The sequence below is a fragment of the Marinobacter metalliresistant genome, from assembly GCF_038098645.1.
Taxonomy (GTDB): Bacteria; Pseudomonadota; Gammaproteobacteria; order Pseudomonadales; family Oleiphilaceae; genus Marinobacter; species Marinobacter metalliresistant.
Window position 1 is genome coordinate 1,144,278 of the sequence record NZ_CP101118.1, and the last position, 15,304, is coordinate 1,159,581.

The following is a 15,304-nucleotide window of genomic DNA, read 5'->3' on the forward strand; positions in this document are numbered from 1 at the left end:
ACCCATTCCATTGTCACCTGCCGGTCACGACTTAACCGTAGTGTTGCAGCAGGCTGGGAACATCAATAATCAGCGCGATTCGACCATCACCGGTGATCGTGGCGCCGGCCATACCCGGAGTACCCTGGAGTGCACGACCCAGCGGTTTGATCACCACCTCTTCCTGCCCGACCAGCTGGTCGACCACAAAGCCTACCTGTTTGGTGCCCATGGCGACGATCACCACGTGGGCATTCTCCGGCGCTTCCCGGGATCCGTTGTCACGCACCAGCCAGCGTTTGATGTGGAACAGCGGGAACACTTTTTCCCGAACCACGATGCATTCCCGGCCGTCGACAACGTTGGTTTTGGTAAGATCCAGATGGAAAATCTCGACCACGTTCACCAGCGGCAAGGCAAAGGACTGGTCGCCGAGCATGATCATCAGGGTGGGCATGATCGCGAGCGTCAACGGAACCTTGATAACAATTCGCGACCCTTTACCCAACTCCGACTCAATGCTCAGTTGGCCATTGAGCTGGCCAATCTTGGTCTTGACCACATCCATGCCGACCCCACGGCCGGAGACATCCGAAATCTGATCCTTGGTCGAAAAGCCCGCGGCAAAGATCAGGTTGTAGCACTCGGTATTGGTCAGGCGATCAGCTGCATCCTGGTCGTAAATCCCCTTTTCCACCGCCTTGCGACGCAACACTTCGGGATCCATACCGGCCCCATCATCCTCGATGAACAGCAGGATGTGATCGCCTTCCTGTTCTGCCGACAGCGTGACCGTGCCCTGGCGCGGCTTGCCGGCCTTTTCCCGGACATCCGGCGCCTCAATACCGTGATCGACGGAGTTGCGGACCAGGTGCACCAGTGGGTCGGAAAGTGCCTCCACCAGGTTCTTGTCGAGGTCGGTTTCCTCGCCATGCATCACCAGATTCACCTCTTTCTTGAGGCTTCTGGCAAGATCCCGGACCACCCGCGGGAAACGCCCGAACACTTTTTTGATCGGCTGCATGCGGGTCTGCATCACGGCAGACTGAAGATCGGTCGTTACCACATCCAGGTTCGAGACCGCCTTGTGCATGTGTTCGTCTTCGCTTGCCGCACCGAGGCGCTGTAAACGGTTCCGAACCAGCACCAGCTCGCCCACCATGTTCATGATGTCATCCAGGCGCTTGGTGTCGACGCGCACGGTGGTTTCTGCGGCCGGGGCATGCTCCCTGGATGGCATGGCCGGTGCCGCACCGCCTTTGGTGCCCGGTCTGTCAGCGGATTTCGGTTCTTCCTTCGGTTTTTCCGCCTTGGGTGGCTCGGCTTTCGGCTTCTCCGGTTTTTGCGGCGAAGCCGGCTGGCCGCCGACGGTCGGGCTTCCGCCCTTGCCGTGGAGATCGTCCAGCAGCTTCTCGAATTCATCGTCTGTGATCAGGTCATCGCTGCCGCCGGTTTCAGTCTTCGGGGACGGTTTTTCGTCTTCCTTGCCGGGAGTCTCATCCCTGGCAGGCGCACCGGCAAACTGACCTTTGCCATGCAACTGGTCCAGAAGCGCCTCAAACTCATCATCGCTGATCTCGTCATCACCGGAACTCTCGTTCTTGCCGGCTCCAGCGTCGGGGCTGGACGGCGATGGGGGGGCGCCGGATGGCTCGTCATGCAATGCATCCAGCAACTTCTCGAATTCGTCGTCGGTGATGTCGCCCCCGTCTTCCGTCGGGTCGTCTTCCGTCGTTTGTTCCTGCTGTGGGGTGGTGGCCGGGGCAACACTTTCGACCTCCGGCCGTGCCAGAGCGTCGAGCGCTGCAATCAATTCGTCGGGGGCGGGCGTCAGTTCTTCGTGGTTCCGGACCTGCTCAAACATCGCGTTGACGTTATCGAGGGCTTCCAGAACCACATCCATCAGCTCTGAATCCACCTTGCGCTTGTGATTGCGCAGGATATCGAACACGTTCTCGGCGGAATGGCAGCAATTGACCAAAGCATCAAGCTGCAGGAAGCCTGCCCCACCCTTGACAGTGTGGAAACCACGGAAGATGGCGTTGAGCAGATCACTGTCATCAGGATGTTGCTCAAGGTCTACCAACTGCTCTGACAGCTTTTCGAGTATTTCGCCGGCCTCTACCAGAAAGTCCTGCAAAATCTCGTCATCAGCATCAAACGCCATGCGTTACCCTCTCTATTCAGAAACCGAGACTGGACAACAGGTCATCCACATCGTCCTGTCCCGAGACTACATCTTCACGCTCATCGGCCTTGATCTGGGGCCCGACGCCCTTTTCCGCAGATTCTTCCTGGTCATCAATCTGGTGCACGGTGCCCGTCAGCTGATCAACATGACTGGCCATCACCACCAGACTGAGCATCTGTTCCTCAACCTCTTTCACCAGCGTGGTGACTTTCTGGATGACCTGCCCGGTGAGATCCTGGAAATCCTGGGCCAGCAGTATTTCCGAGAGATTGTTGTACATGGTGTCCGCGTCCGTGGCCATGCCAGCGAAGAACTTGTCGATCCGGCCATACAACTGGCGAAATTCTGCCGGCTGCATCTCCCTGCGGCGCAAACGTTGCCACTCGTCCCGCAAGGCTGCCGCCTCGTCTCTCAGTGCGTTGGCTACCGGCATGGTTGCCTCGACCAGATCCATGGTCCGGTTGGCCGCTTCACCGGTCATATGCACCACGTATTCGAGACGGTCAGAGGCATCTGTCATTTTTGACAGCGCTTCCTGTTGTTCAGCGTTACGGGGATCTATCTGAAAGTTCCGGATCGCTTCGTGCAGGCTTCGGGTCAGTCGCCCGACCTCCCGGTACAGACTCTGATCCCTGACTTCGCTGAGTTCATTGATCAGGGTCATGGCTTTGGCATATTCGCCGGCATTGACGCTTTCAGCCAGTTCGGTTGCCTGACGCTGGAGCTTTTCCGTCACCTCTGGTTCGAGGCCCCGATGGTTCTTTTTGCTATCGCTCATGAGAGCCATCCGACCTCTGGTTACTGGATTCTTTCAAAGATTTTCTCAATCTTTTCCTTGAGCACCGCAGCAGTAAACGGCTTGACAACATAGCCATTCACGCCTGCCTGGGCAGCGGCAACAATCTGGTCCCGCTTGGCCTCTGCGGTTACCATCAGCACCGGCAGGGTTTTCAGGTTCTCGTCAGCCCTGACGGCCTTGAGCAGATCGAAACCGGACATGCCCGGCATATTCCAGTCGGTTACCAGAAAATCATACTTTCCGCTTTTGAGCATCGGCAGCGCCGTGTTGCCGTCATCGGCTTCATCGGTATTGGTGAAGCCAAGATCGCGCAGCAGGTTCTTGATGATCCGTCGCATTGTGGAAAAGTCATCCACAATGAGAATTTTCATGTTCTTGTCCAATGGGACCTCCAGTTAGTAACACCCGGAATTCGTTTGACCTTTCGGCTCGAAGTCTAGCAGGCCGCTGTTTTAACCGCTTATTGTCTGATCTTTGCTTCGGTTGTAAAGCATCGGTTACCAAAAACTACAGACTGCTCCGCTGCAGACACACAAAGGCGGTGATCAGTTGCCCGTATCCTGGCGCCAGTCCGATAACCGTCCGCGAAGGCGCAAGGCCGCCTGGCTGTGAATCTGGCTGACCCGGCTTTCACTGACGCCGAGCACCGCGCCGATTTCCTTGAGGTTCAGCTCGTCCTGGTAATACAGGCTCAGCACCAGTTTTTCCCGCTCCGGCAGTTCCTCTATAGCCTCAGCAAGACTGCGGCGGAACGCGTCGGACGAGAGTCCTTCGAGCGGATTATCCCGTGGCTCTGTCTGTTCTATCGGCAGCTCGCCGGATTCATTGAGCTCATCGAGACTAAAAAGTCGGCCGCTGTTGGAGTCGGAGAGGTAGGAATGGTACTCGGCCAGCCCCATGCCCAGTTCTTCAGCCACTTCCAGATCCTGGGCTTCCCGGCCGAGACGATCTTCAACGGCCTTGATGGCCTGGGAAATGCGGCGGGTATTACGGTGCACAGAACGGGGAACCCAGTCGCCCTTGCGGATCTCATCCACCATGGCACCGCGAATCCGGATGCCTGCGTAGGTCTCGAAGGTTGCGCCCCTGGTGGCGCTGTAGCGTTGAGCCGCCTCGAGCAGGCCGATCATTCCGGCCTGCATCAGGTCGTCAAGCTGCACAGAGGCTGGTAGCCGGGCCATCAGATGAAGGGCAATTTTCTTGACCAGAGGCGCGTGCTCCTCAACGAGCTGGGAAGGCTTCTGCGCGCCTGACTGGTTATAGATTCCGAGGTTTTTCGCCAATGTCATGTATCCGGTTTTTTTGTTTGACTGGATCCGATTCAGACTTCGACGAGCCGCTCCACAAAGAATTCCAGATGCCCACGGGGAGAGGAAGGCAGCGGCCAGTTATCAACTTTTTCCGCCAGCGCCTTGATCGCCAGGGAAGCTTTCGCCCTGGGATAGACATCCAGCACTGCCCGCTGCCGCTGAACCGCTTTTTTCACGGCTTCATCGTAAGGCACCATGCCGACATATTGTAGTGCCACATCCAGGAAGCGCTCGGTGACCCGGGTCAGTTTTTCAAACAGGTGCCGGCCTTCCTGCTCATTTCTCACCTGATTGGCAAGAATGCGGAAACGGTTGGTGCCGTAATCACGGTTCATGAGTTTGATCAGGGCGTAGCAGTCGGTGATGGAGGTGGGCTCGTCGCACACCACCAGGAGCAGCTCCTGGGAGGCTCTCAGAAAGCTCACCACTGATTCGGAAATGCCCGCGGCGGTGTCTACGATCAGCACATCAATCTGGTCACCGAGTTCGCTGAACGCGTTGATCAGCCCGGCATGCTCCATGGGGCTGAGCTGGGTCATTCGCTGGGTACCGGAGGACGCCGGTACAATCTTGATGCCACCGGGGCCATCGACCAGAACGTCCTTGAGGTCACAGTCGCCCGCCAGCACATCCTGAAGGTTCCGGTTGGCGGTAATACCGAGCAGTACATCGATATTGGCCAGCCCGAGGTCGGCATCAAGAAGCACGACTCTCCGGCCTTTCTGTGCCAGGGCAATCCCGAGGTTAACCGACACGTTACTCTTGCCGACTCCACCTTTTCCGCCGGAAACTGCAATCACCTGTACCGGTTGTGCTTTGCTCATACTGTTTTTTGTCTCTCGCCACGTTTAGCCGGGTGCTGTCTTTTCGGACGCTCGCTGTCAGTCTGTCCGCTCTCAGCGCCCGCTCTCTCAGGCTCCTTCTGCGACCGCCTGCTGTTTCTGGAGAGTTTTAAGCCGGTCCACGGCCAGCCGCACCAGCGGAACCGCTTCCGCGTGGTGCAGGTCTTCGGGAATCTTTTGCCCGTCAGTGTAGTAGGCCACCGGCAAACCGGTTTCCATCACAAAGCCGAGAGACTCGCCAAGTGTCAGGGCCTCGTCGATCTTGGTCATCACGCAGCCCGCAAGATTTGCCATCTTATAGCAATGCCAGACGGATTTCATGATGCGCGGCTGACTGGTGGCCGAGACCACCAGATGCGTCTTGACATTGTGATGGCTGCGCGCCAGTTCGGCCAGCTGTTCCTGATAGCCTTTGTCCGCACTGGTCAGCCCGGCAGTGTCGATCAGTACCAGATGACGGTCTGACAGCTCGTCCAGAATATCATCCAGACCGTGGCTCTCGTCGACGACTCGCACCGGAACATTCAGGATGCGACCGAAGACAAACAACTGCTCGTGGGCCGCCACCCGGTAGCGGTCAGTGGTGACCAGGGCCACGGAATCGGCACCATGCCTGAGCACATACCGCGCCGCCAGCTTGCCGATGGTGGTGGTTTTTCCGGAACCGGTGGGCCCCACCAGGGCAAAGACCCCGCCCTGATCCAGCCATTCTATGCGGGAAGTCCGTACGCCGGTGCACAGCATTTTGAGGGATTGCTTCCAGCCATCCTCCAGTCGCCCGGCCTTGTGGCGGCGAGAAATTGACCCCGCCAGACCGCTACCGAGACCGAACTCCTGAAGCCGCTCGGCCAGTCTCTGCTGAACCGCATTGGCTGCCGGCACCTCAGGCTCAGGCTTACCGCCCTGCATCAGGTCCTTCAGGGAACGGATCTCCGCACGCATCTGTGCCAGTTCATCGGAATAGGCCTCCCCGGACCGGACCGGAGCCGGATCCTGATCATCAAATCCGGAACCCACCACCTCCTGAACCGCCGGGAACGACGTACCGGCATAACCGCCCCCCTGGGCGGCCCGCTTTTCCCGGACCTCTCGGATTCGATCCCGGGACCGGCCGAGTTCGTCCTCAAGACGACGGTGCTGGTCCGCCTGCATTTCAGCCAGGCGGGAGCCGTTAGTGGCTTCCTGCGCCTGGTCACCCAATCGCTGACGCGCCATGTTTTCGTCGTAGTCCAGCGCCGTCACTATTTCGACGCCGCCGTCTACCCGGCGGTTTGAAAGAATTACGGCGTCTGGCCCCATCTGTTCACTGACCTGTTTCAGCGCCTCTGCCATGGTCCTGGCAAAAAACCGTTTTACTTTCATGATGCCTCTTCCTCCACCGGCAACGCCGTGCCGGCGCCGTCCGCTCTGTCATCCGCGCCGTTACTGGCCAACGGACGCCACGATCGTGATCTGTTTGTTATCCGGTATTTCCTGGTACGAGAGCACATGCAAACGCTCTACCCCGTAGCTGGCGAATTTCGCCAGTACCGGCCGCAGGGGCCCGGAAACCAGCAAAATGGCTGGCTTACCCAGCATTTCCTGCCGCTGGACGCTCTCCTGAAGGGAGCGCTGGAGCTTTTCAACCATATTCGGCTCCAGGACCAGGCCAATGTCTTCCTGTCCGCCGGATTGTTGACTCTGCTGAAAAGATTTTAGCAATAACTGTTCCAGATCCGGATCCAGGGTAATCACCGGTATCTCCGCCTCATTGCCGCAGATGCTCTGCACGATCATCCGCCGCAACGACTGACGGGCAACGGTAGTCAGCAACTTTGGATCCTGGCTCTTCGGATGGACATTGACGATAGCCTCGGCAATGGAGCGCATGTCCCGGATCGGCACTTCTTCCCGGAGCAGGTTTTGCAGCACCTTGAGAAGCAGACTGATGGAAACGGTGGTCGGTACCAGCTCCTCGGCGAGTTTCGGTGAAATCTTCTCCAACTGGTCCAGCCACTGCTGAACTTCCTCGTGGCCCAACAATTCATGGGCGTGCTTCTGCAGCACCTGATTCAGGTGAGTAGCCACGACCGTGCTGGCGTCCACAACCGTATAGCCGAGAGTCTGGGCCTGATCCTTGCGGTCCGGTTCGATCCAGCTGGCATCCAGGCCGAAGGCCGGGTCCTTGCCCTCAATGCCTTCAATTTTTCCGAATACCTGACCCGGATCGATAGCCAACTCCCGGTCGGGGTGAATCTCAGCCTCGGCGATGGTCACACCCATCAGCGTGATGCGGTAGACGTTGGGCATCAGATCGAGATTGTCGCGAATGTGAACCGAAGGCATCAGAAAGCCCAGATCCTGGGACAGCTTTTTTCGCACGCCCTTGATGCGGCTGAGCAGTTGGCCACCCTGGGACTTGTCCACCAGCGGAATAAGCCGATACCCCACCTCCAGGCCCACGATGTCCACAGTGGCCACATCGTCCCAGCCCAACTCTTTGGTTTCGCCCGGCGCCGGCAGTTGACGACCCTGGTCGGAGCCGGCGTCACCGCCCGGCGGAAGATCGCGGCCAGCCGGTCGAGGCGCGCCCCCGGCCCCACTCCGTCCCGGGAATACGCCCTCTTCTTCTATCGTCTGGCGCTGATGTTTCCAGATATACCAGGCGGCACCGCCGGCCAGGGTACCCAGCCCCAGGAAGGCCACATGGGGCATACCGGGAATCAGGCCAAGAATGATCAGGATGGCTGCGGCAATTGAGAGTGCCTTGGGCGCGCTGAACATCTGCTGCAAAATCTGCCCGCCCATGTCCTGGCTGGAAGTAACCCGGGTAACCATGATGGCGGCGGAGGTAGACAGCAGCAGCGACGGGATCTGCGCCACCAGACCATCACCGATGGTCAGCAGCGCATAGCGCTCCATGGCCAGGCCGAAATCCAGGCCATGCTGGAGCATACCAATGGCGACCCCGCCAATAATATTAATGGCCAGAATCAGCAGGCCGGCAACGGCATCGCCCTTCACGAACTTGGAAGCACCGTCCATGGAGCCGTAGAAGTCGGCTTCCTGGGCAATCTCTGCCCGGCGATGCTTGGCATCATCCTGGTTGATCAGACCGGCGTTCAGGTCGGCGTCGATCGCCATCTGCTTGCCTGGCATGGCATCCAGCGTAAACCGGGCACTTACCTCGGAAACCCGGCCGGCGCCCTTGGTCACCACCAGGAAGTTGATGATCATCAGGATCGCAAAGACCACCAGCCCAACGGCGTAGTTGCCGCCTATCAGCACCGCACCAAAGGACTCGATAACCTTACCCGCGGCATCCCCCCCCTCGTGGCCGTTCAGCAGCACGATCCGGGTAGACGCCACATTCAAAGCCAGGCGCAGCAGCGTCGCCACAAGCAGCACAGTCGGGAAAGAGGCGAACTCCATGGGCCGGAGGGCATAGACACACACCAGCAGGATGACGATCGACAGGGTGATGTTAAAGGTAAAGAACACGTCCAGCAGGAAGGCGGGCATGGGAAGAATCATCATGCCCAGCAACCCCATCAACATGACGGGTACGCCCAGATTGCCCCGCGTCAGGGTTTTGACGTTATTGAGGACCAAAGCTCTGTCCATGCCGGAAACTTCTCCGATTGCCGCGCCTGAAGGCGTTATGAAGGTCGGGATTCTGACGCCGGGACGTCGTTTGAAAGGGTTATGGCAAGATCCGTACCACTCCTGAGGGAATTTCACGCGGAGCAGTGCTCCGCAGCCTGACTCGCCTAGCCAGATACGGTATCCTTGCGCCATTTAATTGAGACACTGAAACCACAATCAGACACACAGGTGACCCCATGCCAATCCACGAGGTAAAACACCCGCTTATCCGCCACAAGCTCGGCCTGATGCGCCGGGCGGATATCAGCACCAAGAATTTTCGTGAGCTGGCGCAGGAAGTCGGTGCCCTGCTGACCTACGAGGCCACCAAGGATTTCAACCTGCAGGAAAAGACCATCGATGGCTGGGCCGGCCCGGTGACGGTGGAACAGATCCACGGCAAGAAAATCACCATTGTTCCGATTCTTCGTGCGGGTCTTGGCATGCTCGACGGCGTACTCAGCCTGATCCCGGTCGCCCGGGTAAGCGTTGTCGGCCAGATCCGCAACGAGGAAACCCTGGAAGCCAGCACCTATCTGGAAAAACTGGTTGGTGAGCTTGACCAGCGCATGGCACTGATTGTCGACCCGATGCTGGCTACCGGCGGCTCCATGATTTCCACCATCGAGCTGCTCAAGAAGGCGGGCAGCACCGAGATCCGGGCCCTGGTTCTGGTCGCCGCTCCAGAGGGTATTGAAAAGGTCCTGGAGAAACACCCGGATGTGTCTGTCTACACGGCCTCAGTTGACGAACGCCTGAACGAGAAAGGCTATATCCTTCCGGGTCTCGGCGATGCCGGCGACAAGATCTTCGGCACCAAGCAGAAGGACGTTTGAGCATGCAGGACCCTACCAACGACCCGGTCTGGAAACAGGCGATCGCCGGCTCCCAGATGCTGTTGGTGGCCTTCGGCGCCCTGGTTCTGATGCCACTGATTACCGGGCTGGACCCCAACGTGGCCCTGTTCACGGCCGGCCTTGGCACCCTGATCTTCCACCTGGTCACCGGCGGCCAGATTCCCATCTTCCTGGCCTCCTCCTTCGCCTTTATCGCACCGGTTATTGCCTCCAAGGGCCGGTTTGGCATGGAAGAAACCCTCGGCGGCCTGATGGCTGCGGGTATCCTCTACATTATCCTGAGCGGGCTGATTCGCCTGAGGGGCACCGGGTTTGTACGCCGTCTTTTGCCTCCGGTCGTTATCGGCCCGGTGATCATGACCATCGGCCTTGGCCTGGCGCCGGTCGCCGTTCACATGGCGTCGGGCCGCACCGGTGATGGCGCCACCCAACTGATCCCGTACAACACCGCCATCTGGATCGCCATGATTTCCCTGGCGGTGACCATCATCATGTCGGTCTGGGCCCAGGGCATCTTCCGGCTGATCCCGATCATGTTCGGCGTTATTACCGGTTACCTCCTCTCCGCCTTCGCGGGCATCGTCGATACCACACCGATTCAGGAAGCGGCCTGGTTTGCCGTCCCCAACTTTGTTGCGCCGGCGTTCAGCTGGGGTGCTGTTCTGTTCATGATTCCGGTCGCCATCGCCCCGGCCATCGAACACATCGGCGACGTACTGGCCATCGGCAATGTCACCCGCAAGAATTACCTGGAAAAGCCCGGCCTTCACCGCACCCTGCTGGGTGACGGCCTGGCCACCAGCGCCGCTTCCCTGCTCGGCGGACCGCCTAACACGACCTACTCGGAAGTCACCGGCGCGGTCATGCTGACCCGGAACTTCAACCCGAAGGTGATGTGGTGGGCCGCCTGCATTGCTATTGTCCTGGCCTTCATGGGCAAGTTCGGCGCAGCCCTGCAGACCATCCCGGTGCCGGTCATGGGTGGCATCCTGTGCCTGCTGTTCGGTTCCATCGCCGTGGTTGGCCTTAACACACTGATCCGCCATCAGGTGGACCTGTCACAGTCCCGCAACCTGGTTATCGTGGGTGTCACCCTGGTGTTCGGTATTGGCGGCATGGTTCTGGGGAACCTGGAAGGCATTTCGCTGAGCGCGGTGGTTGCCATCACCCTGAACCTGGTGCTGCCCGGCAGCCACGAGGCCTGGGGAAGAGCCATTTATGAGCAGAAGACCGACTGACAGCTCCGGCATCAGTTTCACTGCCCTTTATACCGGCGCCGTCTGGCACCGGCACGGGCTGTCGGACGACACCCTGGCCACCGGGAAGGGTCGCTGGCTGTACCGCCTGATGACACCGTTCGAGGCCGTCAGCAAGGCAGCGGTTGGCGGCAACATCCGGACGTTCCTGCTCCAGCGCCACCTGATCATTGATCACCTGATTGACCGCGCCATTGCCGAACGGGGCATTACCCAGGTTCTGGAAATCGCCTGCGGCATGTCACCCCGCGGCATCCGCCTCCGGCAAAAACACCCCCTGATCCACATGGTCGAAGCCGACCTTCCGGACATGGCCGGCCGCAAAGCGCTACGGCTTCTGGCCACCAACCGGCTGGGCGACCATCATCAGGTTACCCCCATCGACATCCTCGCGGACCAAGGTGAATACCAACTGGAAAAGGTGATCGACCGCGTGTTCGACAACACCCGGCCGGTGATCATCATCACCGAAGGCCTCACCAGCTATTTTTCACTGGCGACCATCACCGACTTCTGGCGCCGCCTGTCCGCCGCCATGGCCAGACGCCCCGGCTCCGTTTACCTGTCCGAAAGTTACTACCAACCCAGCCAGCCACTGCTGAACACCACCCTCAAAGCCCTCGGCAGTCTGCTCGGGGCCGCCACCCGCAGCCAGGTCAGCTTTCACTTTCAGACCGACGACCAGGCCCGGGAGCATTTCCTGTCCTGTGGTTTCACCTCGGCCACGGTTCACGACCCCCGATCCTGGTATGGGGTTCTGCCGATACCCGAAAGCCGCGGGGAGCCGATGGTTCGTGTTATTAAGGCTGACTGTTGAGTTCGTTGTTCTGGACTTTTTGTAGCCTGCCGAATAATGGAGTTTGCGGCCCACAACCACGCAACCTCCAACCCTGAAAGGCTGGGAAACCAGGCTAAACATCCCGCCGCAAATCCGAAGGAATCGGAAAATCAGGCATACCAGGCTTGGGTCCACGCCCCTTGCGGAACTGCCGCAACTGGAACACATAGGCAAGAACCTGTGCGATAGCCATATAAAGGCCATCGGGAATCTCCTCACCGATATCGGTGTTGTGGTAAACCGCCCGGGTCAGCGGGGGCGTGCGCAGGATTTCGACTTTGTTCTCACGGGCGATTTCCATGATCTTGAAGGCAATCTCGTCGGCACCCTTGGCCACCACTACCGGAGCGCCCATCGCCTTCTGGTCGTATTTCAGGGCCACCGCATAATGGGTCGGGTTGGTGATCACCACGTCTGCCGAGGGCACGTCCTGCATCATCCGGCGCTGGGCCATCTCGCGCTGGAGCTGGCGAATCTTGCCCTTGACCTCCGGCTTGCCCTCGGTGTCCTTATACTCGTCCTTCACTTCCTGCTTGGTCATCCGGAGTTTTTTCTGGTGATCGAAGATCTGGAAAGGCACGTCAATCATCGCAATGATGATGGTGGCGCAGGATAACAGGAAGAAACTCCAGCCAAGGGTCCAGAGCACGTGCTCCATCGCCGGTACCACCGGCTCTTCGGCAATGCTGAGCAGGTCTTCGGTGTGCAGGTTGAGGATCAGGATAGCTAAGGCCATGACCAGGCCGACTTTGGCAATGGCTTTGACCAGTTCGATCAGGGAGCGCATGGAGAACATGCGACCCAAGCCCTTGATGGGGTCCATGCGATTGAGTTTTGGCGCTACGGCTTTGCCGCTGATCAGCAAACCGCCGATGCCTATGGAGCCGAATACGGCGGCAATCAGGAGCATGACCAGGATGGGTGCGAGCGCCCAGGCGGCTTCCTTGGCGGAAGCTAGCAGCTGGACGCTCATGTGCCGGGTGTCGAAAATGGCGGAGCGTTCAATAACGAAGCTGTCGTGCATGATGGCTTCCAGTGAGGCGCCGAGGCTGGTGCCGAACATGAGCAGGCCGCCGGCGCCGGCCAGGAGAACGGCCATGGTGGCCAGTTCCTTGGAGCGGGGGGTCTGGCCCTCCTCCTTGGCTTTTTCCAGCCTTCGGGGGGTGGCCTCTTCCGTTTTTTCCTGACTGTTGTCGTTTTCTTCGGCCATTCTCTGGATCCAACTTTCTGAGTTGCGGTCGGGGGTGATGACTTCCCAAAACACGCTCCTTGCGGCACATCCATGTGACGCTTGGTCAGGGCTGCCCTTGCAACCCCCGCATGAAGTCAAAGGTGTCCCTCGTGTACTGATCAAAGTGTGGCAGAAAATTGGCGTGCAGCACCCATATCGCAAACAAACCAAAAATCAGGCCAATCGGGAAACCGAGGGCGAAGATGTTCATCTGGGGCGCGGCACGGGTCATGACGCCGAAGGAGATGTTGACAATGAGCACGGCGGTCACGGCTGGCAGCGCCAGGAGCAAGGCGGAGGCGAACATCCAACTGATCCGGTGGGCAAGTTCCCATACGCCGGTCTGACCCAGGCCCTCCATGCCAACGGGCAGGGTCCGGAAGCTTTCGATGAAGACTTCGAAGGCCACCAGGTGTCCGTTCATGGCCAGGAACAGCAGGGTGATTGTGATGGTGTAGATCTGGGACAGTACCGGCACGTTGACGCCGTTGGCCGGGTCGACCATGGAGGCGAAGCCGAGGCCCATTTGCATGGCGATCATCTGGCCGGCAACGACAAAGAGCTGCCACAGGGCGGTCAGCGCGAAGCCCATGCCGACGCCAATCAGGATCTGTTGCAGGGTGATTACCACGGCGTCGGCACTGAGGGCTTCAACCCGGGGTGCGGCCGGGATCATGGGCACGATAAGCACGGTCATCAGCAGGGCGAGACCCAGGCGCACCCGGGCCGGCACCAGTTGGCTGCCGAAGATGGGAATGACCATAAGAAAGCTGGCCATGCGGAACAGGGGCCAGAGGTGCTGGCCTACCCACTGGCCTATGATGTCCGCGCTGATGTCTGCCGGTATCATCCGTCAGCCGATCAGGTAAGGGATGCTGGAGATCAGGCGGTTGGCATGGTCCAGCAGTTGGGTCAGCATCCAGGGTCCCCAGACGATGATAACGACAAGCGTGACCAGCAGTCGTGGCAGGAAGCTCAGGGTCTGCTCGTTTATCTGGGTCGCCGCCTGGAAGGTGCTGACAACCAGACCGATAATCAGACCCGGTCCGATGATTACGGACGCCAGCAGGACTATCAACCAGAGTGCTTCGCGCAGGATGTCGATAACCGTTTCCGGAGTCATAAGGCCTCCTATATTCCGTAACTGGCAGCCAGGGTGCCCATGACCAGGGCCCAGCCGTCCACCAGCACAAACAGCATGATCTTGAAAGGCAGGGAGATGATGATGGGCGACAGCATCAGCATACCCATCGCCATGAGAACACTGGCCACTACCATGTCGATAATCAGGAACGGGATGAACAGGATAAATCCGATCTGGAAGGCGGTCTTGAGCTCACTGGTGACAAACGCCGGCATCAGGATCCAGAAGGAAACGTCCTGCGGGGTGTCGTACTGCACGTCGGAAATTCGCATGAACAGGGCCAGATCGCTTTCCCGGGTCTGTTCCAGCATGAACTTTTTGAATGGCTGGCTGGCCTGCTCAACCGCCTCAAGAGACGTGACTTCTTCCTGCAGATAGGGCTGCAAACCTACCCGGTTGGCCTCTTCCAGTACCGGTTTCATGATGAAGATACTGAGAAACAGGGCCAGCCCCAGCAAAATCTGGTTTGACGGTGTGGACTGCAGGCCGATGGCCTGGCGGAGGATCGCAAACACCACGATGATACGGGTAAATGAGGTCATCATCATGAGCATCGCCGGCAGGAAGGTGAGCGCGGTCATCAGCGCCAGTATCTGCAGGGTCACCGAATATTCCTGTACGCCCTCGCCTTCCCCCGGCGTGACCGTAAACGCGGGAATACCGGGAATACCGGTAGATTCCTGAGCCAGAGCCAGTGGCGCCCAGGCCAGGCCGGCGAGCACAACCAGAGCCGGAATCAGTCGCTTGATAATGGCAGGCTTGAGAGTCGCGGCAAGCATGGGCCTAGTCGTTCCTCGTCGGGGCGGTCCAGGATTTGCCGATCATGGTTTGCAGACGGCGGGCAAAATCACCGGAATTGGCATTGCCGGCGTCGACGACAGGCTCGTCAAACACGTGCAGGGTTCTTATGGCCGAGGGCGTAATCCCCAACAGGATCTGCTGACTACCCACCTCAATCAGGGCGATGCGTTCCCGTGTTCCGATGGCCATGACCGAAACCACCTTGATGGCGTTGTTGTTCATGCCGGTCATGCCGTTCATGCGGCGGATGATCCAGGCGCAGCCATAGATCACCGCAATCACGGCGACAAGGCCCAGACCAAGGCTGACAATGGTGCCAAGGGTATCCGGCGACCGGATCGGGGAAGCCGGAGCCGCAGTGCTGGCCGTTTCCTGAGCCAGGGCCGGAGTCACCAGCACCAACAATGAGATGCCCGGGAACTTTGACCACAT

15 protein-coding genes are annotated in these 15,304 nt (G+C 59.1%); 3 read left to right on the forward strand and 12 right to left on the reverse strand.

The annotated features are described in order from the left end of the window. Positions 1-31 precede the first annotated feature (31 nt). The 7 genes from NLK58_RS05320 to flhA all read right to left on the reverse strand — a co-directional run bounded on the left by NLK58_RS05320 (position 32) and on the right by flhA (position 8,724). Positions 32-2,146: a chemotaxis protein CheA gene (locus tag NLK58_RS05320; RefSeq protein ID WP_117617595.1), complete on the reverse strand. Its 2,115-nt coding sequence runs from the start codon at positions 2,144-2,146 to the stop codon at positions 32-34. A 16-nt stretch (positions 2,147-2,162) separates the two neighbouring features. Continuing rightward, a complete protein-coding gene (locus NLK58_RS05325) occupies positions 2,163-2,948 on the reverse strand; it encodes a protein phosphatase CheZ (protein WP_117620283.1) in 786 nt (261 codons plus the stop codon). A gap of 20 nt (positions 2,949-2,968) precedes the next feature. After that, positions 2,969-3,352, reverse strand: a complete 384-nt coding sequence (cheY, locus tag NLK58_RS05330) for a chemotaxis response regulator CheY (protein ID WP_008173086.1) — start codon at positions 3,350-3,352, stop codon at positions 2,969-2,971. Between the two features lie 162 nt (positions 3,353-3,514). Continuing rightward, positions 3,515-4,258: an RNA polymerase sigma factor FliA gene (locus NLK58_RS05335; protein ID WP_117617596.1), complete on the reverse strand. Its 744-nt coding sequence runs from the start codon at positions 4,256-4,258 to the stop codon at positions 3,515-3,517. A 32-nt stretch (positions 4,259-4,290) separates the two neighbouring features. Continuing rightward, positions 4,291-5,103 (reverse strand): MinD/ParA family protein, encoded by an 813-nt coding sequence (locus NLK58_RS05340; protein ID WP_117617597.1) that lies wholly within the window; start codon positions 5,101-5,103, stop codon positions 4,291-4,293. 87 nt (positions 5,104-5,190) lie between these two features. Beyond that, positions 5,191-6,483, reverse strand: coding sequence for a flagellar biosynthesis protein FlhF (flhF, locus tag NLK58_RS05345; protein ID WP_341582206.1), 1,293 nt, complete (start codon positions 6,481-6,483; stop codon positions 5,191-5,193). 60 nt (positions 6,484-6,543) lie between these two features. Continuing rightward, positions 6,544-8,724: a flagellar biosynthesis protein FlhA gene (gene flhA / locus NLK58_RS05350; protein WP_117617599.1), complete on the reverse strand. Its 2,181-nt coding sequence runs from the start codon at positions 8,722-8,724 to the stop codon at positions 6,544-6,546. Between the two features lie 218 nt (positions 8,725-8,942). On the opposite strand from flhA, the gene upp reads away from it, so the two are divergent. The 3 genes from upp to NLK58_RS05365 are packed head-to-tail and all read left to right on the forward strand — an operon-like array spanning position 8,943 to position 11,675. Continuing rightward, entirely contained in the window at positions 8,943-9,581 is a 639-nt protein-coding gene (upp, locus tag NLK58_RS05355) for a uracil phosphoribosyltransferase (protein ID WP_117617600.1), read from the forward strand. A gap of 2 nt (positions 9,582-9,583) precedes the next feature. Then, on the forward strand, positions 9,584-10,840 hold the full coding sequence (locus NLK58_RS05360) for a uracil-xanthine permease family protein (RefSeq protein WP_117617601.1): 1,257 nt from the start codon (positions 9,584-9,586) through the stop codon (positions 10,838-10,840). Then, positions 10,821-11,675 carry a class I SAM-dependent methyltransferase gene (locus NLK58_RS05365; RefSeq protein ID WP_341582207.1) on the forward strand — a complete coding sequence of 285 codons (855 nt, stop codon included), beginning with the start codon at positions 10,821-10,823 and terminating at the stop codon, positions 11,673-11,675. Before NLK58_RS05360 ends, NLK58_RS05365 begins: the two co-directional genes overlap by 20 nt. A 94-nt stretch (positions 11,676-11,769) precedes the next feature. Here the strand turns inward: NLK58_RS05365 and flhB are convergent, their stop codons facing one another. From flhB to fliO, 5 genes are all read right to left on the reverse strand, one after another. Continuing rightward, a complete protein-coding gene (flhB, locus tag NLK58_RS05370; RefSeq protein ID WP_341582208.1) occupies positions 11,770-12,906 on the reverse strand; it encodes a flagellar biosynthesis protein FlhB in 1,137 nt (378 codons plus the stop codon). Between the two features lie 85 nt (positions 12,907-12,991). Beyond that, entirely contained in the window at positions 12,992-13,777 is a 786-nt protein-coding gene (gene fliR / locus NLK58_RS05375; RefSeq protein ID WP_341582209.1) for a flagellar biosynthetic protein FliR, read from the reverse strand. A gap of 3 nt (positions 13,778-13,780) precedes the next feature. After that, positions 13,781-14,050, reverse strand: a complete 270-nt coding sequence (gene fliQ / locus NLK58_RS05380; RefSeq protein ID WP_053112477.1) for a flagellar biosynthesis protein FliQ — start codon at positions 14,048-14,050, stop codon at positions 13,781-13,783. A gap of 8 nt (positions 14,051-14,058) precedes the next feature. Beyond that, positions 14,059-14,850, reverse strand: coding sequence for a flagellar type III secretion system pore protein FliP (gene fliP, locus NLK58_RS05385; RefSeq protein WP_341582210.1), 792 nt, complete (start codon positions 14,848-14,850; stop codon positions 14,059-14,061). A 4-nt stretch (positions 14,851-14,854) separates the two neighbouring features. Continuing rightward, the gene (gene fliO / locus NLK58_RS05390) at positions 14,855-15,304 is read right to left on the reverse strand and encodes a flagellar biosynthetic protein FliO (protein WP_117617606.1); all 450 of its coding nucleotides are present in this window, start codon (positions 15,302-15,304) and stop codon (positions 14,855-14,857) included.